This is a genomic window from Streptomyces sp. NPDC000348 (genome assembly GCF_042898795.1).
GTDB lineage: Bacteria > Actinomycetota > Actinomycetes > Streptomycetales > Streptomycetaceae > Streptomyces.
The window spans coordinates 1-24,183 of sequence record NZ_JBIAZD010000027.1; the positions used below are offsets into that span (position 1 = coordinate 1).

Consider the following 24,183-nt stretch of genomic DNA (forward strand, 5'->3'; position numbering starts at 1 on the left):
GCCCGCCCCCGCCCCCGCCTCCCGGTCCCCGCCCGGGGGGACCCGGGTCGCCTTGGCCGGTTCATGACCTCGGGCCCGCCCCCCCCCCGGGGGGGCGGGGGCCGTCGGTCTTCTCCGGACGGGTCAGAGCGCGAGGCCCGTCAGGACCATCACGCGCTCGTAGGTGTAGTCGTCCATCGCGAACTTCACGCCCTCGCGGCCCACACCGGACTGCTTGGCACCGCCGTACGGCATCTGGTCGGCGCGGTAGGAGGGCACGTCACCGATGACCACGCCGCCGACCTCCAGGGCCCGGTGGGCCCGGAAGGCGGTCTGCAGGTCGTGCGTGAACACGCCCGCCTGGAGGCCGTACTTGGAGTCGTTGACGGCGGCGAAGGCCGCCGCCTCCCCGTCCACCTTCTGCACGGTCAGCACCGGTCCGAAGACCTCCTCGCAGGAGATCGTCGCCTCGGCCGGTACGTCGGTGAGCACGGTCGGCGCGTAGGAGGCGCCGTCGCGCTTGCCGCCGGTGAGGAGGGTGGCGCCCGCGGCGACGGCCTCGTCGACCCAGGACTCCACGCGCTGCGCGGCGGCCTCGCTGACCAGCGGGCCGACGTCGGTGGCGTCGTCGTTCGGGTCGCCGGTGACCTGCGCCTCGACGGCGGCGACGATGCGCGGCAGCAGACGGTCGTGGACGGAGGCGTCGACGATCACGCGCTGCACGGAGATGCAGGACTGGCCGCCCTGGTAGTTGGAGAAGGTCGCGATGCGCTGCGCGGCCCGGTCCAGGTCCTCGTCGCTCGCGAAGTCGGCGAGGACGACGGCCGCGCCGTTGCCGCCCAGCTCCAGGGTGCAGTGCTTGCGCGGCACCGAGTCCATGATCGCGTAACCGACCGTCTCCGAGCCGGTGAAGGAGATCACCGGCAGCCGCTCGTCCTGGACCAGGGCGGGCATGCGGTCGTTGGGGACCGGGAGGATGCTCCAGGAGCCGGCCGGCAGCTCGGTCTCGGCGAGCAGCTCACCGAGGACCAGGCCGGAGAGGGGCGTGGCGGGCGCGGGCTTGAGGATGATGGGCGCGCCCGCGGCGATGGCGGGGGCGACCTTGTGGGCGCACAGGTTCAGCGGGAAGTTGAACGGCGCGATGCCGAGGACGACGCCCTTGGGGAAGCGGCGGGTGAGGGCGAGCCGGCCCTGGCCGCCGGCGTCGGTGTCCAGGCGCTGGGCCTCGCCGCCGTTGAAGCGGCGGGCCTCCTCGGCGGCGAAGCGGAAGACGGAGACCGCGCGGCCGACCTCTCCGCGGGCCCACTTGACCGGCTTGCCGTTCTCGGCGGAGATCAGGCGGGCGATCTCCTCGGTGCGCTCGGCGAGGCGGCGGCTGACGTGGTCGAGGGCGGCGGCCCGGACGTGGGCGGGGGTGGCGGCGAAGTCCTCGCGGACGGCGTGGGCGGCGGAGACGGCGTCCTCGATCTGGGCGTCGGTCGGGACGCTCACCGTGCCGACGGTGCGGCCGTCCCAGGGGGAGGTGACGTCGAAGGCGGTCTCGCCGGTGGCCTGGCGGCCGGCGAGCCAGAAGGCGGTGGTGGAAGTCATGTGCGGGTTCCGGCCCTTCCGCGGTCGGGGTGTGGGTGGAGTGCTGGGTCCACGGTAGGGCGGGGGGCGGGGGGCGGAGTTTGGCCGAGTCGTAGTGGTGGGGGTGGGAGGGTTCTACGGTTTGGCGGGGTGGGTGGGGGTGTCGGCTTCGGGTTTTTCGCCCCCGCCGCCCCTTCCCTTCCTGTCCCCGGGGCTGCGCCCCCGGCCCCCTTGTCCTCGAACGCCGGACGGGCTGGAAGTGCTGGACGGGCCGGGAGGGCCGGGCCGGGGGAGGGGTGTCACTCCGATGTGGTCGCCTTCAGGGCCAGCCACAGTTCCATGCGGGTGTCCGGGTCGTCGAGGGAGCGGCCGAGGATTTCCTCCACCCGGCGCATGCGGTAGCGGAGGGTGTGGCGGTGGACGCCGAGGTCGGCCGCCGCCGCGTCCCACTGGCCGTGGCGGGAGAGCCAGGCGCGGAGGGAGGCGACGAGGTCGCCGCGGCCCGTCGCGTCGTGTTCGCGCAGGGCGCGCAGCAGCCCGTCGGCGAACGCCCTGACCGCGTCGTCGGCGAGCAGCGGCAGCACCGACCCGGCGGCCATGTGCTCGTGCTCCACCAGCACCCTCCCCCGCCGCCGCGCCACCGAGAGCGCCTGTTCGGCCTGCTTGTAGGCGGCGGACGCGGCGATCGGCCCGGCCGGTGCGGACAGTCCGACGACCAGTTCGTCGTCGCTCTTACGGGCCGCCTCCCGCGCGGCGGCGTGGTCGCGGCAGGCGGCCACGACGGCGCCGCCGTCGCAGGCGAGTACGACCAGCCGGTTCCCCTCCGGCACGACCAGGACCGCCTCCCCGGAGCGGGCGGCGGCGGACTCCGCTGCCTCGACGAGGCCGCCGAGGGCGTCACCGTTCGCCTCGCCCCCGGCGGCCACGATGATCCGGAAGGGTGCGTCCAGGAGGTCCCCGTACAGGTCCCCGGCCACCGCGCGGGCGTGGTCCGGCTCCCCGGCGAGCAGCATGCGCAGGACGGCGGCGCCGATGCGCTGCTCGGCGGCGTGCAGGGAGCGGGAGCGTTCCGTGGTCAGGGTGAGCAGGGCGACCGCGGAGTGGACGGCGTACCGCTCGGCGGTGCCGGGGGCGGCGGCGGTGCCGACGGCGAGCGCCGCGCGGGGGCGCTTGCCGGTACCGAGGGAGTGCAGTTCGACCCGGTCCTCGTGCTCCGGGCCGGCCACCACCGAGGAGGCGGGCGCGGGCCGCTCCCGCAGCCGCGTCACGTCCGGGGTGAGCCGCGCGGCGCGCCGCACCGCCCACTCCGGCGCCGCGGCCACGACGGTGCCCGAGGCGTCGTACAGCGCGGTCCACCCGTCGACCTGGGCGGCGAGCGCGGCCAGCAGGCCTTCGGGGCCTTCCGCCAGGGCCTGCCTGGTCAGTTCCCGCTGGGCCGCGAAGCCCGCGGTCACCGCGCGGTACTGGTCGGCGGCTATGGCGGCGGAGACGGCCTTGCTGATCGCGAGGAAGGGGGTGCGGCGCGGTACCTCGAGGAGCGGCAGACCCTCCGCGCGGGCCGCGTCGACGAGGGCGTCGGGGATGTCGTCGTAGTGGACGCCGACGGCGAAGCCGAGACCGACCACTCCCGCCCCCGCCAGCCGCTTCACATAGCGGCGCATCGCCTCCCGGTCCTCCGCGTCGAGTTTCAGCGCGGTGATCAGCAGAAGCTCCCCGCCCTCCATGTAGGGCACGGGGTCGGCGAGCTCGCTGGCGTGCGCCCAGCGGACCGGCACGTCGAGGCGGTCCTCGCCCGCGCGCACGGTCAGTTTGAGCGCGGAGTGGTGGACGAGCGAGGCGAGCGTCGGGGGCATGGGTGCCTGGACCCTTCGGGTCTGCGTCGGGTGGGTGGGAACGCCGTGATCCTTTGGCCGCCGTGTATGAACGGCCTGTGTCGATTCTGCCTCACTGTACGGTCCCCGGCTGCCCCGACCGGACAGCTCACTCCCGCAGGTCCACCAGCAGCGGCGGCGCGTGCTCGCCCTTGACGTCGGTCAGGGACAGCACCGCGTGCCCGGCCGGCACCGCGTGTGCCAGCTCCGAGGCGGACCACCGCTCCCGCTCGACCTGCCGCACGGTGACCGCCCGCGCGGTCGGCGCCTTGCCGGTGATGGCCCGCCGCAGTGCGTGCACCGCCTTGCCCGCCGGGCTCTCCGCGATGATCTGCCGGTCGGTGACGTCCCGGGCCTCGGTCCACTCCTTGCCCCACACCTCGGCGAAGTCCTGGCCGTCCCAGGGGGTGACGCCGGACAGCGCCATCCGGCATCCGGTGGCCCCGAGCAGCGGCCCGCGCAGCGGCCTCGGCACGTCGTCCAGGGTGCGCAGGGTCAGCACCGCGCCCGCGTTGGCCGACCGCAGCCGCTGGATGCCCCGCACGGCCTCCGGGGTGACCACGCCGGTCGCGTCGTCCAGCACCAGGCAGGCGAACAGCGAGCGGTCCTCGCGCACCGTCACGCTCGCCGTGAACTGGGCCAGGACCAGCCGCGCCAGGATCCGCGAGGCGTCCGCGTGCCCGCGCTGGGGCAGGTCGACGCGGACCCGCACCGGGTGGTCCAGTGCCTTGAGCGAGAACGGCCGGGACTGTCCGGACGTGTCGAAGAACCCCGCGAAGGCCGGCCGGTCCAGCAGCGCCACCCGGTCGGCGAGGACGCCGCCGACGTCGCCGGGGTGGGCCAGCTGCCGCTCGCGGGCGTCGAGTTCGCGCAGCAGCGACTCCTGGCCGGCGGCCTGGAGCCCGCTGCGCAGCTCGGCCAGCGGGCCGGGGGAGCCGTCGAGGAGCCGCCGCAGCTCGGGGACGGACGGGAAGCGGCCGTGCACCGCGCGGAACGGGCCCAGCAGCTGGGCGAGGACGGTGGTGGAGCGGCGGCTGTCGCTGCCCGGGTGCGGATCCGCCAGGTCCCCCACCAGCGCCTCGGCCAGTACGGCCGCGGCCTCGTCGGGGTCCGTGGTCCCGCCGTACAGATCGAGGTCGTGGACCGAGTCGGGGCTGCCGATCCGGACGACGACGTCGTACGCGTCGGCCTCGCCGAGCCCCGCGCCCGCCGCGCCGACCACCACCACGGCGGCCTTCCCGGCCAGCGCGTGCAGGCACAGCGACTCGGCGAGCGGCCGGACGACACCGCCGGTCTTGCCGGAGCCGGCCGGCCCGACGGCGAGGAGCGAGGTGCCGAGGAGCTCCGGGCCGAGGGCCAGGCCGGTGCCGCGGTAGGCGTAGGGGTTGCGGGGGTCGTCGGCGGTGGTGCCGAGCCGCACCTGCCCCGTCAGCAGGTCGTGACGGGCCCGGCGGGCCGGCAGGTCGCGCGCGCCGGAGGGGTGGGCGCAGGCGGCGGCGCCGTGGCTGAGCACCGCACCGGTGAAGGTGGCGAGGCTGTGCCGGCCGCTGCGCACGCCCTGCCAGGCACGGGTGATGCGGGCGTGGTCGACGTCCCGCATCAGCCCGGCGCGGGCGTCGGCGGCGAGCCGCTCGGCGGCGTCCGCGGCACCGGCGGCGCGCAGGTCGGGCCAGGCGGCGGGGTCGGCCTCGGGGGCGGGCGGGCGCTCGTCTGGTACGGTGCCGCGGCGCCAGGCGGGCGGGCCGTAGCGGTGCCAGATCTCGCCCCAGCGGCCGAGGCGGCCCACGCCGACCATGATGATCCCGGCGACCAGCACGTAGTAGGCGTAGACGACCACGACGGCGCCGAAGCTGTGGGGCTCCGCCCAGGAGTCGGGGATCATCGCGTAGAGCGGCAGCAGCCACCAGCCGCCGAGGTAGCCGTTCCACAGGAGCGACCAGAGGAGCCAGCCGACGAGGAACGCGATCAGGGCTCCGCTGAGCAGCTGGCGCCCCGGGACGCGCTCCGGTTCCTCCTCCGGCCGGGGGCGGTGCCCGAACCGCCACACGCCGGGGAGGGCCTCGGGGCGGGGGGTGCGGAGCCAGGTGAGGAACGCGGAACCGTCGGGCGGGGGCGGCGTGCCCGGGGCCCTCGTGGGGCGCGGGGGCACCGCCGGTACGTCCGGTGGGCCCGCCGGGCGCGGTACGGGGTCCGCCTGTGTGCCCCGCGCGTCCTGGGTACCGTCGCTGTTCATCGCCCTTGCCCCCTGAGCCGCCGCTCCATCCGCCGTCAGCGAGTCAATCTAACGCCCCGGCAGGCGTAGTCCACCGCTTACACGGCCCGGCCGCGGGCAGTCGTGCGGCTGGGGCCGGTGAGAAGGACACCTCCCGCCCGGCGGCGCGGCGCGGGCGTCGCCCCCCGCTATGTCCACCACGGACAACCCGGGCCCCCGAACAGCGCCCACATGGAGCATGCCCACCCCCCGCTCCCCGCCCTAGCCTGCGAGAAAAGAACGCACATGTCCGAACCCCCCAGGAGCCCCGCATGACCGCACTTCCGCAGGAGCGCCGCGTCGTCACCGCCATCCCCGGGCCGAAGTCGCAGGAGCTGCAGGCCCGCCGCACCGCCGTGGTCGCGCAGGGCGTGGGCTCCGTGCTGCCCGTGTTCACCGCGCGCGCGGGCGGCGGCATCATCGAGGACGTCGACGGCAACCGCCTGATCGACTTCGGCTCCGGCATCGCCGTGACCTCCGTCGGCGCCTCCGCCGAGGCCGTCGTCCGCCGCGCCTCCGCCCAGCTCGCCGACTTCACCCACACCTGCTTCATGGTCACGCCGTACGAGGGCTACGTGGCCGTCGCCGAGGCGCTCGCCGAGCTGACCCCGGGCGACCACGCCAAGAAGTCGGCGCTGTTCAACAGTGGCGCCGAGGCCGTCGAGAACGCCGTCAAGATCGCGCGTGCTTACACCAAGCGGCAGGCGGTCGTCGTCTTCGACCACGGCTACCACGGCCGCACCAACCTCACCATGGCGCTGACCGCGAAGAACATGCCGTACAAGCACGGCTTCGGTCCGTTCGCGCCCGAGGTGTACCGCGTCCCGGTCGCCTACGGCTACCGCTGGCCGACCGGACCCGAGAACGCGGGCCCGGAGGCCGCCGCGCAGGCCATCGACCAGATGTCCAAGCAGGTGGGCGCGGACAACATCGCCGCGATCATCATCGAGCCGGTGCTCGGCGAGGGCGGCTTCATCGAGCCGGCCAAGGGCTTCCTGCCCGCGATCGTCGAGTTCGCCCGGGACAACGGCATCGTCTTCGTCGCCGACGAGATCCAGTCCGGCTTCTGCCGCACCGGCCAGTGGTTCGCCTGCGAGGACGAGGGCATCGTCCCGGACCTGATCACCACCGCGAAGGGCATCGCCGGCGGTCTGCCGCTGGCCGCCGTCACCGGCCGCGCGGAGATCATGGACGCCGCGCACGCGGGCGGCCTGGGCGGCACCTACGGCGGCAACCCGGTCGCCTGCGCGGGCGCGCTCGGCGCCATCGAGACGATGAAGGAGCTCGACCTCAACGCCAGGGCGAAGCACATCGAGGCCGTCATGAAGGCCCGTCTCACCGCCATGGCCGAGAAGTTCGACGTCATCGGCGACGTCCGCGGCCGGGGCGCGATGATCGCCATCGAGCTGGTCAAGGACCGCGACACCAAGGAGCCGGACCCCGCGGCGACGGCCGCGCTGGCCAAGGCCTGCCACCAGGAGGGCCTGCTGGTCCTGACCTGTGGCACCTACGGCAACGTGCTGCGCTTCCTGCCGCCGCTGGTCATCGGCGAGGACCTGCTGGGCGAGGGCCTCGACATCATCGAGCAGGCGCTCGCGCGCATCTGAGCCGGCATCCGGGCAGGTGAGCCGCCCGGAACGGCCGCCGGGGCCGACGAGCGGCAGAGCGTGTGAAGAACGTGTGCGGGGTGGATGACAGGACCCCGTCGGCCCTGTCGCGGGGCCACCCCCTGCCGTAGGTTTTTCCGCGGATGAGAGATACACCCCGCCCACAGGGAACTGTGGGTGGTTCAGGCCGGGGCCTCCCCAGCTTCGACCTGGTCGTGCCTTCGCGCACACGAACCGGGGCCCCAGGGCCCCGGGTCTCCTCACGATCGGACGGTCGCCCGCCCCAAACCCCCCGGGGCGCGCGACGTTCCGGTCAGGACGGCCGTCCGGGCGCATCACACGGCAAGCCGTTCCCGAAGGGCCGGCGCACCCCCCTGCGCCGGCCCTTCGGCGTGTGCCGGGTCCGCACCTGCGAAGCTGTGCACCATGCTGCTGCTCGGACCGCCCGTCCTCCTCTTCGCGCTGATCACCTGGCAGGTCGTCGCCGACGGTCCGCTGGTGGGCCTCGACGAGCGGCTGAGCCGGGCCCTGGTCCGTCCGGACCGGGCCTCCGAACTCCTCGCCGACCTCGGCAACGTCCAGGTCGCCGTGCCGGTCCTGGTGATCGCGCTGGCGTACGTCGCCCGGCGCGGACGTGCCGCGGGACGGGACCGCTGGTGGCTGCCGCCCGCGGCCGGGGTCCTGGCGATGGTGCTGGTGCCGGCGCTGGTCGCGCCCCTGAAGGAGTGGACCGACCGCCCCGGCACCCCGGCCGTGCCCCCGGCGGTCGGCTACTACCCCTCCGGTCACACGGCCACCGCCGTCGTGGCGTACGGCGCGGCGACGCTGCTCCTCCTCCCGCTGCTGCGTTCGCCGGCGGTGCGTCGCGCGCTCGTCGTGGTCTGCGCCGCCCTGGTTGCCGGCGTCTCGTTCGGGCTGGTGCGCCGGGGCTACCACTGGCCGCTGGACGTGGCGGCCAGCTGGTGCCTCGGCGCGGTACTGCTGACCGGCCTGTGGCTGCTGGCCGTCCGGGGCGCTCGCCCCGGGCCCGCCGGCACCCCGGCCCCCGGCCCGGTACGGGCTGACCGACCGGGGACCCCTGGCCCTCGGGCCGGTACGGGCTGACTGCCTTGTCGGCCCGGGGGCGCAAGTTCAGCCGTCGAACCGGGCGGGGTGGTCGCCGCAGGCCCGCCGGCACCCCCGGCCCGGTACGGGCTGACCGATCCGGGCCGGCCCGGATCCGGCGGCCCGGGTCCGCGGGTTCAGCTGTCGAAGCCGAGGCCCAGCCGGTCCATCGTGCGCAGCCACAGATTGCGGTGCCCGCCGTGTGCGTCCGCCCTGGCCAGGGACCACTTGGTGAGGGCGATGCCGGTCCAGGCGAACGGCTCCGGCGGGAACGGCAGCGGCTTCCTGCGCACCATCTCCAGCTCCGTGCGCTCGGTCCGTTCCCCCGCCAGCAGGTCCAGCATCACCTCGGCCCCGAAGCGGGTGGCGCCCACGCCGAGCCCGGTGTAGCCCGCCGCGTACGCCACCCTCCCCGCGTGGGCCGTGCCGAAGAACGCCGAGAAGCGGGAGCAGGTGTCGATCGCGCCGCCCCAGGCGTGGGTGAAGCGGACGCCTTCCAGCTGCGGGAAGCAGGTGAAGAAGTGCCCGGCGAGCTTGGCGTAGGTCTCCGGCCGGTCGTCGTACTCGGCACGCACCCGGCCGCCGTACGGATAGACCGCGTCGTAACCGCCCCACAGGATCCGGTTGTCGGCGGACAGCCGGAAGTAGTGGAACTGGTTGGCGCTGTCCCCGAGGCCCTGCCGGTTCTTCCAGCCGACCGACGCCAGCCGGCCGGCGGTGAGCGGCTCGGTCATCAGGGCGTAGTCGTAGACCGGGACGGTGTAGGAGCGGACCCGTCTGACCAGGTTCGGGAAGACGTTGGTGCCGAGCGCGGCCGCGCGGGCGCGGATCCGCCCGTACGGGGTGCGTACGGCCATGCCGGCGCCGTACGGCTTCAGGGTGAGGGCGGGGGTGTGCTCGTACACGCGGACGCCGAGGTCGAGGCAGGCCCGTTTCAGTCCCCAGGCCAGCCTGGCCGGGTGGAGCATCGCCACGCCCCGGCGGTCGTACAGGCCCGCCCGGAAGGTCGGGGAGTCCACCTGCTCCCGTACGGCCCCGGCGTCCAGGTACTCGATGCCGTCGGCGAGGCCCTCGGCCCGGATCTCCTCGTACCGGTCCCTGAGTTCCCGGGCCTGGTACGGCTCGGTGGCGACGTCGATCTCGCCGGTGCGTTCGAAGTCGCAGTCGATGGAGTGGCGGGCGACCGTCTCCTCGATGGCGTCGAGGTTGCGGGCGCCCAGCCGCTGAAGGGTGTGGATCTCGTCCGGCCAGCGGGTCAGCCCGTTGGGCAGGCCGTGGGTGAGGGAGGCGGCGCAGAACCCGCCGTTGCGGCCGGAGGCGGCCCAGCCCACCTCACGGCCCTCCACCAGCACCACGTCCCGCGCGGGGTCGCGCTCCTTGGCGATCAGCGCGGTCCACAGCCCGCTGTAGCCGCCGCCGACGACCAGCAGGTCGCAGGTCTCGGCGCCGGTGAGGGCGGGCTCGGGTCCGGGCCTGCCGGGGTCGTCCAGCCAGTAGGAGACCGGCCGGGCCTCGGAAAGGGATCTCGTCCAACGGCTCATGGCGCTCGGGGCCATGATTTCAACTCCCTACGGGGGACTGCGGCTGTGTTGCTATGCCTTCTGACGGTTGCGGCGATTGCCGACGGCCATGGAGACCAGCACCAGCAGCACGGCGATGACGAACATGGCCGTACCGATGACGTTGATCTGTACGGGGGTGCCGCGCTGGGCGGATCCCCAGACGAACATCGGGAAGGTGACGGTCGAGCCGGCGTTGAAATTGGTGATGATGAAATCGTCGAAGGAGAGCGCGAAGGCGAGCAGCGCGCCCGCCGCGATGCCGGGGGCGGCGATCGGCAGCGTGACCCGGACGAACGTCTGGACCGGGCCGGCGTACAGATCCTGCGCGGCCTGCTCGAGGCGGGGGTCCATCGACATCACGCGCGCCTTCACGGCGACCACGACGAAGCTGAGGCAGAACATGATGTGGGCGATCAGGATCGTCCAGAATCCCAGCCGGGCGCCCATGTTGAGGAACAGGGTGAGCAGCGAGGCCGCCATGACCACCTCGGGCATCGCCATCGGCAGGAAGATCAGCGAGTTCACGGCGGAGCGGGCGCGGAAGCGGTAGCGGACCAGCGCGAAGGCGATCATCGTGCCGAGGAGGGTGGCGCCGAGCGTCGCCCACAGCGCGATCTGGAGGCTGAGCGTCAGCGAGCCGCACAGGCCGGAGACACCGCAGGGATCCCGCCAGGCCCCGGTGGAGAACTCCTGCCACTGGTAATTGAAGCGGCCCTTCGGATCGTTGAAGGAGAAGACCGTGACGACGACGTTCGGCAGCAGGAGGTACGCGAGCGTCAGCAGTCCCGCGATCACGACCAGACGGCGCTTGAGCCAGTTGACGAAGGCCATTTAAACGAGATCCTCCGTCCCGGACTTGCGGATGTAGAGGGTGACCATGACGAGGATCGCGGCCATCAGGAGGAACGAGAGTGCCGCCGCCGTCGGATAGTCGAGGATCCGCAGGAACTGCGACTGGATGACGTTGCCGACCATGCGGGTGTCGGTCGAGCCGAGCAGATCCGCGTTGACGTAGTCGCCCGTGGCGGGGATGAAGGTCAGCAGCGTGCCGGAGACCACGCCCGGCATCGACAGCGGGAAGGTGACCTTGCGGAAGGTGGTCGAGGGCGTGGCGTACAGGTCGTTCGCCGCCTCGTGCAGCCGGGGGTCGATGCGCTCCAGCGAGGTGTAGAGCGGAAGGATCATGAACGGCAGGAAGTTGTACGTCAGACCGCAGACGACCGCGAGCGGCGTGGCGAGCACCCGGTCGCCGACGGTCCAGCCGAGCCACGCCGTGACGTCCAGGACGTGCAGCGTGTCCAGGGCGCCGACCAGCGGGCCCCCGTCGGCGAGGATCGTCTTCCAGGCGAGGGTGCGGATCAGGAAGCTGGTGAAGAACGGCGCGATCACCAGGATCATGATCAGGTTCCGCCAGCGTCCCGCGCGGAAGGCGATGAGGTACGCCAGCGGGTAGCCGAGCAGCAGGCACAGCACGGTCGCGGAGGCCGCGTAGAGCACCGAGCGCACGAACTGCGGCCAGTACTCGGACAGCGCGTCCCCGTAGGTGGCGAAGTGCCAGGTGACCCGGTAGCCCTCCTCCAGGGAGCCCGTCTGCACGGACGTGGAGGCCTGGTAGATCACCGGCAGCGCGAAGAACACCAACAGCCAGAGCAGGCCGGGCAGCAGCAGCCAGTACGGCGTCCAGCGCCCCCGCCTGCGCGCCGGCTCCGGCTCCGGCGGGGCGGGCGCCAGGGGCGGCGCCTCGGTGACCGTCGTCATCGGGCGACCTCTTCCCCGGCCGCCTCGACGCCGGCGGAGTCCGCTGTCCCGGCAAGCAGGGACTGGGCCGCGTCCAGACCGAAGGTGTGCGCCGGGTTCCAGTGCAGGACGACCTCGGCGCCGGGCACCAGCCGGGTATCGCGGTCGATGTTCTGGACGTAGACCTCGAAGTCGGCGCAGACCGGGCTGTCGACGACGAACTGCGTGGAGACGCCGATGAAACCGGCGCCGGTGATCCGGCCGGTGATCCGGTTGCGGCCCTCGGGTATCCGGCCGGCGTCGTCGGCGTGGGTGAGGGAGACCTTCTCCGGGCGCACCCCGACCAGCACCCTGCCGCCGGTCGTCGCGGGCGCGCTGTTACGGGCCACGGGCAGGACCAGCTTGCCGCCGCCCGCCTTGAGGACGATCCCGTCGCCGGACCTGCCGTCGACCTCGGCCTCGATGAAGTTGGAGGTGCCGAGGAAGTTGGCGACGAAGGTGGTGCGCGGGTTCTCGTACAGGTCGGCGGGCGAGCCGAGCTGCTCGACCCGGCCGGCGTTCATCACGGCGACCGTGTCGGCCATGGTCATGGCCTCCTCCTGGTCGTGCGTGACGTGCACGAAGGTGATGCCGACCTCGGTCTGGATGCGCTTGAGCTCCAGCTGCATCTGGCGGCGCAGCTTCAGGTCGAGGGCGCCGAGCGGCTCGTCGAGCAGCAGCACCCTGGGGTGGTTGATCAGCGCGCGGGCCACGGCGACGCGCTGCTGCTGGCCGCCGGAGAGCTGGTGCGGCTTCTTGCGGGCCTGCTCGCCGAGCTGCACCAGCTCCAGCATCTCCTCGACCTGCTTCTTCACGCTCTTGATGCCGCGCCGGCGCAGACCGAAGGCGACGTTCTCGAAGATGTCGAGGTGCGGGAAGAGGGCGTAGGACTGGAAGACCGTGTTCACCGGCCGCTTGTACGGCGGGAGCGCGGTGACGTCCTGGTCGCCGAGGTGGACGGTGCCGGTGGTGGGCTCCTCCAGGCCGGCGATCATGCGCAGGGTGGTGGTCTTGCCGCAGCCGGACGCGCCCAGCAGGGCGAAGAAGGAGCCCTGCGGAACGGTCAGGTCGAGCGGGTGCACGGCGGTGAAGGAGCCGTACGTCTTGCCGATGCCGGTGAGGCGGACGTCCCCGCCGCCGTTGCCGGCCGTGGTGGTGTCTTCGGTCGTCTTCATCTCGTCACGCCCCAGTGAGCTTCGCGAACTTCTCTTCGTATTCCGTTTCTTCCTTGGAGCTCAGGGAGCGGAAGGCACGGGACTTGGCCTGCATGGCCTTGTCGGGGAGGATCAGCGGGTTGTTCGCCGCGTCCTCGTCGATCTTCGCGAGTTCGTCCTTCACTCCGTCGACGGGACAGACGAAGTTGATGTAGGCGGCGAGCTCGGCGGCCGGCTGCGGCTCGAAGTAGTAGTCGATCAGCCGCTCGGCGTTCGTCTTGTGCCGGGCCTTGTTGGGGATCAGCATGGCGTCGGTGGACGTCATGTAGCCGCTGTCCGGGATCAGGAACCCGATGTCCGGGTTGTCCGCCTTGAGCTGGACGACGTCGCCGGCCCAGGCCAGACAGGCGGCGAAGTCGCCCTTGGTGAGGTCGGCGGTGTAGTCGTTGCCGGTGAAGCGGCGGACCTGGCCCTTGTCGACGGCCTTCTGCAGCCGGGCGATCGCCGCGTCGTAGTCGTCGGCGGCGAACTTCGCCGGGTCCTTGTCCATGTCGAGCAGGGTCATGCCGACGGTGTCGCGCATCTCGGTGAGCAGACCGACGCGGCCCTTGAGCCTCGGGTTGTCCAGCAGGTCGGAGAGGGTCCTCACCTCGACGCCGTCGAGCGCCTTCCTGTTGTAGGCGATGACCGTGGAGATGCCCTGCCAGGGATACGAGTAGGCGCGGCCGGGATCCCAGTCGGGGTCGCGGAACTGGGCGGACAGGTTGGTGAAGGCGTTCGGGAGGTTGGAGGGGTCCAGTTTCTGGACCCAGCCGAGGCGGATCAGCCGGGCGGCCAGCCAGTCGGTGAGGACGACGATGTCGCGGCCGGTGTCCTGGCCCGCGGCGAGCTGCGGCTTGATCTTGCCGAAGAACTCGGTGTTGTCGTTGATGTCCTCGGTGTACGTGACCTTGATGCCGGTCCTCTTGGTGAACGCGTCCAGCGTGGGGTGGGTGCGCCCGCTGTCGTCGACGTCCATGTACTCGGTCCAGTTGGAGAAGTTGACGGACTTCTCCTCCTCGGAGTGGTCCTCCGCCGGAACGCCGCCCCGGGTGGTGCCGGCGGCGGGGATGCCGCAGCCGCTCAGCGCGCCGAGTCCGCCGGCCACGAGCGCGCCGCCCGCGGAGGCGCGCAGCAGGGAACGGCGGGACAGGGCCGCCCTGCTCTTGCGGAAGCTGCGCCGCACGGCGGCCACCTGGGCCGGCGAGAGGCGGTCGGGCTCGTACTGCTCCATGCGCGTGGTGCCCTTTCGGGAGGGTGGCCGCAGGTCGGGCGGCCTGGCTGCTATCGGTCCCCGAAGATGGTGCGGTGCCAGTCCTTGCGGACCACCGCGGTGTTGTCGAACATGACGTGCTTGACCTGCGTGTACTCCTCGAACGAGTAGGCGGACATGTCCTTGCCGAAGCCGGACGCCTTGAAGCCGCCGTGCGGCATCTCGCTGATGATCGGGATGTGGTCGTTGATCCACACGCACCCGGCCCTGATCTCACGGGTGGCACGGCCCGTGCGGTACACGTCCCGGCTCCAGGCGGAGGCGGCGAGCCCGTACGGGGTGTCGTTGGCCAGCGCGATGCCCTCGTCGTCGGTGTCGAAGGGCAGGACCACCAGCACCGGCCCGAAGATCTCGGACTGCACGACCTCGCTGTCCTGCGGCGCGCCGGCGATGAGGGTGGGGCGATAGTACGCGCCGTTCCCCAGTTCGCCCAGGGGTGCCTCGCCGCCGGTCACGACGCGCGCGTAGGCACGGGCCCGGTCGACGAAGCCGGCCACCCGGTCGCGCTGGGCGTGCGAGACCATCGGGCCGAGGTCGGTGCCGGGGGCGAAGGGGTCGCCGAGCCGGACGGTCTCCATCAGGGCGGCGGTCCGCTCGACGAACGCCTCGTAGAGCGGACGCTGCACGTACGCGCGCGTGGCGGCCGTGCAGTCCTGGCCGGTGTTGATGAGCGCGCCCGCCACGGCGCCGTTGACGGCGGCGTCGAGGTCGGCGTCGTCGAAGACGACGAAGGGGGCCTTGCCGCCGAGCTCCAGGTGGAGACGCTTGAGGGTGGCGGTGGCGATCTCGGCGACCCGCTTGCCGACGGCGGTGGAACCGGTGAAGGAGGTCATGGCCACATCGGGGTGGCCCACCAGGCGCTCGCCCGCCTCCCCGCCGGTCCCGGTGACGATGTTGATCACACCGTCCGGGATGCCCGCGTCGGTGGCGGCCTGTGCGAAGAGCAGCGAGGTCAGCGGGGTGAGCTCGGCCGGCTTCAGGACGACGGTGTTGCCCGCGGCGACCGCCGGGAGGATCTTCCAGGCGGCCATCTGGAGCGGGTAGTTCCAGGGCGCGATCGAGCCCACGACACCGATCGGCTCACGGCGGACGTAGGAGGTGTGGTCGCCGGAGTACTCGCCGGCCGACTGGCCCTGGAGATGACGGGCGGCCCCGGCGAAGAAGGCGATGTTGTCGATCGTGCCCGGTACGTCGAACCCGCGGCTCAGCTTCAGGGGCTTGCCGCACTGCAGTGACTCCGCGCGGGCGAAGTCCTCCGCGCGGTCGGCGACGACGGCGGCGAACCGGTGCAGGGCGTCGGACCGTTCGCCGGGAGTGGCGCCGGCCCACGCCGCGAACGCCTCCCGCGCGGCGGCGACGGCCGCGTCGACGTCGTCGGGGCCGGCGAGTTCGTACGTGTACGCCTCCGCGCCGGTGGCCGGGTCGACGACCGCGTGGGTCCGGCCCGAGGTGCCCTTCGCCGGGCGGCCCGCGATGAACTGCGCGCCGTCCGCGAACCGGTCCTGGGCGGGAAACCGTTCCGGGGTGGTGCTGCCCGGGTTGTGCATGTCGCTCTCCTCCGTGTCCCCGAGGGGGGCGGCGTGGCTCCAGCTCGATTTGAGTGCCGATCCTGACAGAGTGATGGGACTCCAACAAGTGATTCCGTTGTTGCCTTTTGGTTACGCGACGGAATCTGTCGACCAGGTGTCGAGTGGCCACGGAAAAGGCGGGACGGGGTGTCAGTGGTTGCTGCCAGACTCGCGTGCATGGAGAGGATCACGGGGGCGACGGACTCACGGGAGACGCTGATCGAGGCGGTCCGTGCCGGGGCGAGGGTCACATACCTGTACTTCTGGGGGCACCGGCCGCTGCCCGACGGCCGGATCGGGGCGAGCTGTCTGAGCCAGTGGTGGCCGTCGCCGTTCACGGTGGACGGCGTGGAGTACGCGACCGCCGAGCACTGGATGATGGCGGCCAAGGCCCGGCTGTTCGGGGACCCGGAGGGGGAGCGGCGGGTGCTGGCCGCGGGGCACCCCTCGCAGGCCAAGAAGGCGGGACGGCTGGTGCGGGGCTTCGACGAGGAGACCTGGCGCCGGGAGCGGTTCGGCGTCGTCGTCGAGGGCAGCGTGCACAAGTTCGCGGCCCACGACGGCCTGCGGGCCTTTCTGCTGGGCACGGGCGAGCGCGTGCTGGTCGAGGCGAGTCCGGTGGACCGGGTGTGGGGCATCGGCCTCGCGGCCGGCGACGAGGGGGCGGCGGACCCGGAGCGCTGGCTGGGCCCGAACCTGCTGGGGTTCGCGCTGATGGAAGCCCGCAGACGGCTGCGCACCGGCTGAACGCGAGCCCTCGCACACGGCGGAGGGGCCGGTCCGTCCGGACCGGCCCCTCCGCCGGGACGGGCGTTCAGGACGCGGCGCCGACGCCTCCCATGACACTGGCGAACAGCAGGACGCCGAGCAGCGGCAGGATCACCGTGGCCACGATGCCGCAGATCAGCCCGGCGGTCGCCGAGCCCTTGTTGGTGGCCTCGCCGCGGTTCGCCTTCCCCCGGCCGACGGCCCCGAAGATGATCGCGAGGATGCCCAGGATCACTCCGAAGAACCACAGGAAGAAGGTCAGGCTGCAGACCAGGCCGATGATGCCCAGCACCAGTCCGGTGGTCCCCATGCCGTTGCTCGGCTGCAGGGGCATCCCGTAGCCGGGCGTCTGCGGATAGGGCGCGGGGGGCATGCCCTGCGGAGCGGGAGCCGAGGGATAGCCGTAGGACGGGCCGGACTGCGGATGGCCGTAACCGGGGCCCGGCTGCTGCGGGGGCTGGGACGGCGGCCCGAACCCACCGGGTGCGGGATTGGTGCCGGACATGAGAAAGCTCTCCCCTCCACTTACAACTGACCCCGGCATCATAGGGACTGCGCGGCTTCCCCAGGGGTGGATTCCGCCGGGCCCGGACCGCCTCCCGCAGCGGCGCCCCGGGAGGGTCCGCGTCCGACGGGAAGGGGCCCGGCACCGGTTCCCACCGGTGCCGGGCCCCTTCATCGCGCCGGCCGCCTCCGGACCCTCAACCGGAGAAGCCGACGTGCGCGAGCCGCAGCGGGCCGCGCAGTCGCAGGCGCACGTCGTGCACCCCGCCGGCGACGGCGAGGGACGCGCGGAGCGTGGTGTAGTCGTACGGGCCGGACGTGGGCGCCTCTGGAGACAGTTCGGCGCGTACCGGCCCGCTGCCGAGCGAGACCTCGACCGTGCCCGCGCCGGACACCTGCACGGTCACCTCCGTCACCCCGCCGCCGAAGTCACAGCTGCGGAAGAGGAGTTCGCCGTCCTTCCCGGCCACGGCGGTGACCGAGTCGCCCGCCGCCTTCGTCCGGTCGACGATCTCGATGCCGCTCTGCTCGTCGAAGTCGGCGGCGTCCAGGCCGCGTTCGAGGACGGGACGCGGAGCGGCCGGCTCGCCGTCCAGCGTGACCGCGGCCCGTGCGCGCACGTCCTCGCTGGAGGCCCCGGCCAGCAGCTCGTACGTCCCCGGCTCCACGCGCCACCGGCCCGTCGCGACGTCCCAGAACGCGAAGGCGGACAGCGGCAGCACGAAGGAGAGCCCGGCCGTCTCCCCGGGCGCCAGCGTCACCCTCCGGTGCGCCAGCAGTTCGCGGCGCGGACGCGGGACCGAGGGGTCCACGGCCCGGGTGTAGAGCTGGGGCACCTCGTCGGCGGTGACGTCACCGGTGTTGGTGACGGTGAAGGAGACGTGCACCGCCGATTCGACGACGTCCGCCGTCAGCTCCCCGTAGGAGAAACCGGCGTACGACAGGCCGTGCCCGAAGGGGAACAGCGGCGTGCCCTCGAAGTACAGGTAGGTCTGCCGGCCGCCGATCACGTCGTAGTCGAGGAGGTCCGGCAGGTCGGCGTCGTCGGCGTACCAGGTCTGCGGCAGCCGGCCGGCGGGGGAGACGTCGCCGGCGAGCACCCGGGCCAGCGCGGTGCCCGCGGCCTGTCCGCCGTGCGCGGTCCACAGCAGCGCCGGGAGGTCCGCCGCGTCCACCGCGTACGGGTAGGCGGAGGTCAGCACCAGCACCGTGTCCGGGTTGGCGGCCCGGGCCGCGCGCAGCAGCCGCTCCTGCTGGGCGGGCAGCCGCAGCGTCGTACGGTCCTCGGTCTCGCGCCCGTTGATGTGCGGATCGTTTCCGGCGACCACCACGACCACGTCGGCGCCGGCCGCGGCGCGCGTGACCGCGTCCTCCCCGCGCTCGACGACGACCAGCTCGAAGACCTCGGGATCCTCCTCGGCAACCTTCACGCCGTCGGCGGCGACCTGCACGTGGCGCCCCGTCCCCACATGCCTGAGGAGGTGACCGTCCCCGTGCGGTTCCAGCCGGAACGTCTCCTGCACGACCCAGCCGCCCGGCTGGTCGGCGGAGGCGCGCACGTACCCGTCCTCGGCGACCGAGAGGTAGCGGCCGTCGGGCGCCCGCAGGGTGAGCACGCCCTCGCCCCAGTCGGCCAGGGCGAGCTCGGTGCCGCCCGCCCCGGCGGTGAGCGGCGGCAGGTCGGTGCGGCCCGCGAGCAGCGCCGGGTCGAGGGCGCCCTCGGCGCCACGCGCCGCCTCGGGGGCCCCGGGGGCCTCCGGGACGTGCAGAAACGTACCGGCGGAGGTCTTCAGCAGCACCCGGTCCACGCCCTCGGCGAACTCCACGCGCTCGGCGCCGAAGCGCTCGCGGAGGCCCTCCAGCGGGGTGACGCGGTGGATGAGGCTGCCGCTGTACCAGTCGAGCTTGCACTCGTCGGCGAGCAGCCCGACGACCGCGACCCGGGCGTCCGGGGCGAGCGGCAGCGGGCCGTCGTTCTTCAGCAGGACGATCGCCTGCTCGGCGGCCTCCCGGGCGAGCGCCCGGTGCTCCGGGGTGTCGAAGGGCTGCTCCCCGGCGTACGGGTCCGCGCCCGGGTCGAACTCGCCGAGCCGGAACCGCACCGAGAGCTGACGGCGTACGGCCGTGTCGATGTCGGCCTCCGTCAGCAGCCCCTGTTCCAGCGCGCCCCGGACACGTCCGATGATCTTCGAGCCGTCGGTGCCGTGGTCGGTGAAGCTGTCGACCCCGGCCCGCAGGGCCGCCGCGGTGGCCTCCTCGTGGGTGTCGAAGTAGTGCTCGGAGTCGACCAGGTTGGACGGCGCCCCGGCGTCCGAGCAGACCAGCAGGTCCTCCTCGGTCCAGGCGCGCAACTGCTCGCGCAGATACGGGGAGACGTGGTTCGGGCGGCCGTTGACCAGGTTGTAGGCCGGCATCACGCCGGCCACCGTGCCCGCCTCGACCGTCTCCCGGAAGGCGCGCAGGTCGTACTCGTGCAGCACGCGCGGGCGGACGGAGCTGGAGGTGGTGTCGCGCTCCGTCTCGTTGTTGTGCGCCAGCCAGTGCTTGAGGACGGGGGCCGTGCGCCAGTAGGCCGGGTGGTCGCCGCGCAGGCCCTGGGTGTAGGCGGTGGCGATCGCCGAGGTGAGCTTCGGGTCCTCCGAGTAGCCCTCCTCGTTGCGGCCCCACAGGGGGTGGCGCAGCAGGTTGACGGTCGGCGCCCAGACGTTCAGGCCGACACGGTCGTCGCGGGCGCGCATCGCGCGGGTCTCGCGGGACACCGCCTCGCCCACCCGGCGCACCAGCTCCTGGTTCCAGGTCGCGCCCAGGCCGACGGCCTGCGGGAACACCGTCGCCGGACCCATCCAGGCGACACCGTGCAGGGCCTCCTGGCCGGTGCGGAAGGCGGCGACGTCCAGGCGCTCGACGGCCGGCGCGAACTGGTGCAGAAATCCGATCTTCTCGTCGAGGGTGAGCCGCGACAGGAGGTCGTCGATGCGCTTCGCGAACGGCAGAGCCGTATCGCGGAAAGGCGGCGTAGGCGGCGTTTGTGCGGTCACGTGGGGTTCCCCTCGGGATGGAGCGGCGAGGCGCTTTCGAAGCGCTTCGATGCTCATTCGGGGTGGGGGTGGGTGTCAAGGGATCCGAGGACAACGGATCGAACACCTCATGAACGATGCATGGACAATATGCCTGCATCGCAATCGCGCATACATCCGAGGAATCTTGGATGCGGCCCTTGTGTGCCCCTGGGTGTTCACTTAACCTCGCAGCAACATCGAAGCGCTTCGACTGCGAGGCCCGCCTTTCCGGCGCACCTTCCGCCGAACCACCGCTTCGGCTCAGCCAGTTCCACTGAAGACACCGCAGCCGACGGCCACCTGCCGGGTGTCCCGGTGCGCCATGAAGGGTTGACGCAATGACGCCGAACGCCGCCCCCAGCTCCTCCGGACCGAGCCGGAGAAGCTTCCTCGCCTCCACGGCGGTCGCCACCGCAGCGGTGGCGGGAGGAATGCCGCTGCTCGCCGCGTGCGGTGGATCCGACGGAGGTTCGCGGGACGGCACCACGTCGGGCAAGGACGCCAAGAAGATCCTCCCGGCGTACGTGGCGAGCAACGTGGTCACGCCCGACATCCCCAGCAAGAACGGTTCCGCGGTCGGCTTCACCGGCAAGCTCGACCTGGCGGACCTGAAGACGTCGGTGCCGAAGAAGCTCGGCAAGGGCGGCAAGGTCACGATCATGTCGCCGTTCTGGGGCTCCCCGCCCAAGGACGGCAACGCCTACTACACGTCGATGAACGACCTCATCGGCGTCGACGTGGTCTGGCAGAACCAGGACGGCAACACCTACGACCAGAAGCTCGGCGCGGTCCTCGCCTCCAGCGAGGTGCCCGACGTGGTGGTCGTGCCCGGCTGGAACATGACGGGCAAGATCCCCAGCGCCATCATCGGCAAGTTCGCCGACCTCGGCCCGTACCTGTCCGGAGACGCGGTCAAGGACTACCCGAACCTCGCGGCGATCCCCACCGACGCCTGGCAGCGGTCCATCTTCGGCGGCAAGCTGCGCGGCCTGCCCATGCCGTCCTCGTACGTCACCGGCATCGTGCCGCTCTACCGCCAGGACATATTCGAGAAGGAGGGCTACGAGGTCCCCCGCTCGTGCGACGAGTTCATGGCGCTGGCCAAGGACGCCACCAACGCCAAGGCCAAGCGCTGGGCCTGCCTGGACATGAAGTGGACCGCCTTCAACGCCTTCGGTGTGCTCTCCGGCGAGGAGAAGTCGCTCGGCTGGAACCTGGTCGACGGCAAGCTGATCTACCGCATCGAGACCGAGGAGTACCTCGAGGCCCTGGAGTGGACGCGCAAGCTGTTCGCCGCCGGAGTCGTGCACCCCGACGCCAAGCTGGGCAAGAGCAACGCCACCGACCCCGGGCCCAAGTTCGCCGCCGGCGAGTTCCTCATCTACAACCAGGACTCCTCGCAGTGGTGGAGCCGCACCGCCGAACAGGCCACGCAGAACCCCGACTTCAAGATCTGGGGCATGGACGTCTTCGGCCACGACGGCGGTGACCCCACGCTGTGGGCGAAGAACCCGGCCGGCATCTTCGCCTTCGTCAACAAGAAGGCCTCCGAGGCCGTGATCCGGGACGTGCTGGCCGTCGCCAACGTCACCGCCGCGCCGTACGGCACCAAGGAGTACATGGCCACCAACTACGGCGTGGAGGGCACCCACTACACCGTCAAGGACGGCGTGCCCACCAAGACCGACCAGGGCAACATCGACGTGATGAACGCCTACGTGATGGTCGCGAGCCCCGCCCCGACCATCGCCCACCCCGACTTCCCCGAGGTCGCCAAGGGCCAGGTGGAGTGGCAGCAGCGGATGGGCGCCTTCACCCGGAAGTCGTCCTTCTACGGGATGCAGATCACCGAGCCCGCCCGCTACACCAACCTCTCCAACGACTTCGAGCAGCTGGAGGACGACGTCATCCGCGGCCGCAAGAAGATCAGCGACGTGCAGCAGGCCGTCTCCGACTGGAAGAGCAAGGGCGGGGACGAACTCCGCGACTGGTACAAGAAGATCCTCGACGAGAACGGCTCGGCGGCCGGCTGACCGGATACCGAGGCAAGGAGAACCGCCGTGTCCCACAGCACGGTGCCTCGGACCGACACCGAGGCCGAAGCGAAGGAGAACCCCCCGGCGGCGCACGGCGGCGCCACCGGGACCACGGGGAAACCGCCCGCCGGGAAGCTCGGCCTCCGGGCGAGGTTCCGACGCGACCGCGTCCTGCTGCTGATGACGCTGCCGGCCGTGCTGCTGGTGCTGCTCTTCAACTACGTGCCGATCCTCGGCAACGTCGTCGCGTTCCAGGAGTACGACCCCTACATCAGTGACAACGGGGTCGTCTCCATCCTGCACAGCCCCTGGGTGGGCCTGGAGAACTTCCAGCGCATCTTCGAGGACTCCGCCTTCTGGAACTCGGTGCAGAACACCCTGGTGCTGTTCTTCCTCCAGCTGGTGCTCTACTTCCCGATCCCCATCCTGCTCGCGCTGCTCATCAACAGCGTGGTCAGGCCGCGGGTGCGGGCGATTTCACAGGCCGTCCTCTACCTGCCGCACTTCTTCTCCTGGGTGCTGGTCATCGCCGTCTTCCAGCAGCTGTTCGGCGGCGCCGGGCTGCTGTCCCAGCTGCTGCGCGACCACGGGTACGACGGGCTCAGCCTGATGACCGACCCGGAGACCTTCAAGTTCCTGGTCACCGCGCAGAGCGTGTGGAAGGACGCCGGCTGGGGGATCATCGTCTTCCTCGCCGCGCTGGCCTCGGTCAGCCCCGACCTGTACGAGGCCGCCGCGATGGACGGCGCCAACCGCTGGCGCCGCATGTGGCACGTCACGCTGCCCGCGCTGCGCCCGGTGATCGCCCTGCTGCTGGTGCTGCGCGTCGGTGACGCCCTGACGGTCGGCTTCGAACAGATCCTGCTGCAACGCGACGCCGTCGGACCGGGGGCCGCGGAGGTCCTCGACACCTTCGTGTGGTGGAACGGCGTGCGCAACCAGGACTTCGGCTACGCGGCCGCCGCGGGACTCGTCAAGGGCGTCATCAGTCTCGGCCTGGTCCTGATAGCCAACAAGGTGGCCCATCTCATGGGCGAACAGGGGGTGTACAAGAAGTGACCGCCGTCATCGACAAGCCCGCGCGCACGCCCGGCCGCTGGGCGGCCCCGCCCCGGCCGGTGTGGGAGGAGAAGCCCAGCCGGGCCGGGCTCGCGGGCAAGGGGCTGGTCCTGTTCCTCGCCTGCCTGGCCATCCTGTTCCCGCTCTGGATCGTCGTGGTCACCAGCCTGTCCACGCGCAAGGCCATCGACGAGGCCGGCGGGCTGGTGATGATCCCGACGGACATCACCTTCGTCGCCTACCAGGAACTGCTCAGCGGCGGCCAGGTCACCCGGGCCGCGCTCGTCAGCATCGGCATCACCCTCGTCGGCACCCTGTTCTCGATGGCGGTGTCGGTGCTGTGCGCCTACGGACTGTCCCGCACCGGCTCCCTCGGCCACCGCTGGATCCTCATGGTGCTGCTGGCCACGATGTTCTTCAGCGCCGGCCTCATCCCCACCTACCTGCTGGTGCAGTCCATGGGCCTGACGGACAGCTACCTCGCGCTGATCCTGCCCAGCGCGATCAGCGTCTTCAACATCCTGGTGCTGCGCGGCTTCTTCATGGGCATCTCGCAGGAGCTGATCGACAGCGCCCGCATCGACGGGGCCGGGGACCTGCGCATCCTGTGGCAGATCGTGCTGCCGCTCTCCCGCGCGGTCGTCGCGGTGATCACGCTGTTCTACGCCGTCGGCTACTGGAGCGCCTGGTTCAACGCCTCCCTGTACCTGAACGACCAGGACATGCTGCCGCTGCAGAACGTCATGATCCAGCTGGTGCAGAAGCAGGAGGCGCCGGTCGGCCTGGGCCAGGCGATCAAGACCGGTGAGCTGTCCGGCCTGGCCGTGCAGATGGCGGTGATGGTCATGGCCCTGCTGCCGGTGGCCGTGCTGTCGCCGTTCGTCCAGAAGCACTTCAAGAAGGGCATGCTCACCGGCGCGGTCAAGGGTTGACACCCTTGTCTTTCCGGGGAACCGCGCGGTTGTTCGGCTGCGGGTCCCTTGCGGCTGGTCGCGCAGTTCCCC

General features: G+C 72.0%; 17 protein-coding genes. 6 read left to right on the plus strand and 11 right to left on the minus strand.

The features are described from left to right. Window positions 1-123: 123 nt before the first annotated feature. The 3 genes from ACFY3N_RS33775 to ACFY3N_RS33785 form a co-directional block, all read right to left on the minus strand. Entirely contained in the window at window positions 124-1,569 is a 1,446-nt protein-coding gene (locus tag ACFY3N_RS33775; RefSeq protein ID WP_390820628.1) for an aldehyde dehydrogenase family protein, read from the minus strand. Between the two features lie 278 nt (window positions 1,570-1,847). Continuing rightward, window positions 1,848-3,401 carry a PucR family transcriptional regulator gene (locus tag ACFY3N_RS33780; RefSeq protein ID WP_390820629.1) on the minus strand — a complete coding sequence of 518 codons (1,554 nt, stop codon included), beginning with the start codon at window positions 3,399-3,401 and terminating at the stop codon, window positions 1,848-1,850. Between the two features lie 127 nt (window positions 3,402-3,528). Then, window positions 3,529-5,652, minus strand: a complete 2,124-nt coding sequence (locus tag ACFY3N_RS33785; protein WP_390820630.1) for an ATP-binding protein — start codon at window positions 5,650-5,652, stop codon at window positions 3,529-3,531. A 290-nt stretch (window positions 5,653-5,942) separates the two neighbouring features. On the opposite strand from ACFY3N_RS33785, the gene gabT reads away from it, so the two are divergent. Then, window positions 5,943-7,277, plus strand: coding sequence for a 4-aminobutyrate--2-oxoglutarate transaminase (gene gabT, locus ACFY3N_RS33790; RefSeq protein WP_390820631.1), 1,335 nt, complete (start codon window positions 5,943-5,945; stop codon window positions 7,275-7,277). 426 nt (window positions 7,278-7,703) lie between these two features. Further along, on the plus strand, window positions 7,704-8,381 hold the full coding sequence (locus ACFY3N_RS33795; RefSeq protein WP_390820632.1) for a phosphatase PAP2 family protein: 678 nt from the start codon (window positions 7,704-7,706) through the stop codon (window positions 8,379-8,381). 137 nt (window positions 8,382-8,518) lie between these two features. Here the strand turns inward: ACFY3N_RS33795 and ACFY3N_RS33800 are convergent, their stop codons facing one another. The 6 genes from ACFY3N_RS33800 to ACFY3N_RS33825 are packed head-to-tail and all read right to left on the minus strand — an operon-like array spanning window position 8,519 to window position 15,732. Then, the gene (locus ACFY3N_RS33800) at window positions 8,519-9,937 is read right to left on the minus strand and encodes an NAD(P)/FAD-dependent oxidoreductase (RefSeq protein WP_390820633.1); all 1,419 of its coding nucleotides are present in this window, start codon (window positions 9,935-9,937) and stop codon (window positions 8,519-8,521) included. Between the two features lie 36 nt (window positions 9,938-9,973). Beyond that, entirely contained in the window at window positions 9,974-10,774 is an 801-nt protein-coding gene (locus ACFY3N_RS33805; protein ID WP_390820634.1) for an ABC transporter permease, read from the minus strand. Then, window positions 10,775-11,701, minus strand: coding sequence for an ABC transporter permease (locus ACFY3N_RS33810; protein WP_390820635.1), 927 nt, complete (start codon window positions 11,699-11,701; stop codon window positions 10,775-10,777). Continuing rightward, window positions 11,698-12,894, minus strand: a complete 1,197-nt coding sequence (locus tag ACFY3N_RS33815) for an ABC transporter ATP-binding protein (RefSeq protein WP_390820636.1) — start codon at window positions 12,892-12,894, stop codon at window positions 11,698-11,700. Before ACFY3N_RS33815 ends, ACFY3N_RS33810 begins: the two co-directional genes overlap by 4 nt. A gap of 4 nt (window positions 12,895-12,898) precedes the next feature. Next, entirely contained in the window at window positions 12,899-14,146 is a 1,248-nt protein-coding gene (locus tag ACFY3N_RS33820; protein ID WP_390820637.1) for a spermidine/putrescine ABC transporter substrate-binding protein, read from the minus strand. 50 nt (window positions 14,147-14,196) lie between these two features. Further along, a complete protein-coding gene (locus ACFY3N_RS33825) occupies window positions 14,197-15,732 on the minus strand; it encodes a gamma-aminobutyraldehyde dehydrogenase (protein ID WP_390820638.1) in 1,536 nt (511 codons plus the stop codon). A gap of 198 nt (window positions 15,733-15,930) precedes the next feature. On the opposite strand from ACFY3N_RS33825, the gene ACFY3N_RS33830 reads away from it, so the two are divergent. Next, entirely contained in the window at window positions 15,931-16,500 is a 570-nt protein-coding gene (locus ACFY3N_RS33830; protein WP_390820639.1) for an NADAR family protein, read from the plus strand. Between the two features lie 67 nt (window positions 16,501-16,567). Here ACFY3N_RS33830 and ACFY3N_RS33835 read toward each other — a convergent pair whose 3' ends face one another. Together ACFY3N_RS33835 and ACFY3N_RS33840 are read right to left on the minus strand one after the other, a co-directional pair. After that, window positions 16,568-17,026: a DUF4190 domain-containing protein gene (locus ACFY3N_RS33835; RefSeq protein WP_390820640.1), complete on the minus strand. Its 459-nt coding sequence runs from the start codon at window positions 17,024-17,026 to the stop codon at window positions 16,568-16,570. A 196-nt stretch (window positions 17,027-17,222) separates the two neighbouring features. Continuing rightward, complete coding sequence (locus tag ACFY3N_RS33840; RefSeq protein WP_390820641.1) at window positions 17,223-20,063, minus strand: glycoside hydrolase family 3 C-terminal domain-containing protein; 2,841 nt, start codon at window positions 20,061-20,063, stop codon at window positions 17,223-17,225. A gap of 359 nt (window positions 20,064-20,422) precedes the next feature. Here ACFY3N_RS33840 and ACFY3N_RS33845 point away from each other — a divergent pair, with 359 nt between their 5' ends. From ACFY3N_RS33845 to ACFY3N_RS33855, 3 genes are read left to right on the plus strand one after another with little or no spacing between them, the layout of a single operon-like run. After that, window positions 20,423-22,117 carry an extracellular solute-binding protein gene (locus ACFY3N_RS33845; protein ID WP_390820642.1) on the plus strand — a complete coding sequence of 565 codons (1,695 nt, stop codon included), beginning with the start codon at window positions 20,423-20,425 and terminating at the stop codon, window positions 22,115-22,117. A 27-nt stretch (window positions 22,118-22,144) separates the two neighbouring features. After that, entirely contained in the window at window positions 22,145-23,179 is a 1,035-nt protein-coding gene (locus ACFY3N_RS33850) for an ABC transporter permease (RefSeq protein WP_390820643.1), read from the plus strand. Then, window positions 23,176-24,111, plus strand: coding sequence for a carbohydrate ABC transporter permease (locus ACFY3N_RS33855; protein ID WP_390820644.1), 936 nt, complete (start codon window positions 23,176-23,178; stop codon window positions 24,109-24,111). Before ACFY3N_RS33850 ends, ACFY3N_RS33855 begins: the two co-directional genes overlap by 4 nt. Window positions 24,112-24,183 lie beyond the last annotated feature (72 nt).

Coding starts and splice junctions, on each gene's coding strand:
- ACFY3N_RS33820 (WP_390820637.1), bottom strand. CDS start 14,146: ATGGAGCAGTACGAGCCCGACCGCCTCTCGCCGGCCCAGGTGGCCGCC.
- ACFY3N_RS33845 (WP_390820642.1), top strand. CDS start 20,423: ATGACGCCGAACGCCGCCCCCAGCTCCTCCGGACCGAGCCGGAGAAGC.
- ACFY3N_RS33775 (WP_390820628.1), bottom strand. CDS start 1,569: ATGACTTCCACCACCGCCTTCTGGCTCGCCGGCCGCCAGGCCACCGGC.
- ACFY3N_RS33810 (WP_390820635.1), bottom strand. CDS start 11,701: ATGACGACGGTCACCGAGGCGCCGCCCCTGGCGCCCGCCCCGCCGGAG.
- ACFY3N_RS33825 (WP_390820638.1), bottom strand. CDS start 15,732: ATGCACAACCCGGGCAGCACCACCCCGGAACGGTTTCCCGCCCAGGAC.
- ACFY3N_RS33780 (WP_390820629.1), bottom strand. CDS start 3,401: ATGCCCCCGACGCTCGCCTCGCTCGTCCACCACTCCGCGCTCAAACTG.
- ACFY3N_RS33785 (WP_390820630.1), bottom strand. CDS start 5,652: ATGAACAGCGACGGTACCCAGGACGCGCGGGGCACACAGGCGGACCCC.
- ACFY3N_RS33835 (WP_390820640.1), bottom strand. CDS start 17,026: ATGTCCGGCACCAATCCCGCACCCGGTGGGTTCGGGCCGCCGTCCCAG.
- ACFY3N_RS33805 (WP_390820634.1), bottom strand. CDS start 10,774: ATGGCCTTCGTCAACTGGCTCAAGCGCCGTCTGGTCGTGATCGCGGGA.
- ACFY3N_RS33800 (WP_390820633.1), bottom strand. CDS start 9,937: ATGGCCCCGAGCGCCATGAGCCGTTGGACGAGATCCCTTTCCGAGGCC.
- gabT (WP_390820631.1), top strand. CDS start 5,943: ATGACCGCACTTCCGCAGGAGCGCCGCGTCGTCACCGCCATCCCCGGG.
- ACFY3N_RS33815 (WP_390820636.1), bottom strand. CDS start 12,894: ATGAAGACGACCGAAGACACCACCACGGCCGGCAACGGCGGCGGGGAC.
- ACFY3N_RS33830 (WP_390820639.1), top strand. CDS start 15,931: ATGGAGAGGATCACGGGGGCGACGGACTCACGGGAGACGCTGATCGAG.
- ACFY3N_RS33795 (WP_390820632.1), top strand. CDS start 7,704: ATGCTGCTGCTCGGACCGCCCGTCCTCCTCTTCGCGCTGATCACCTGG.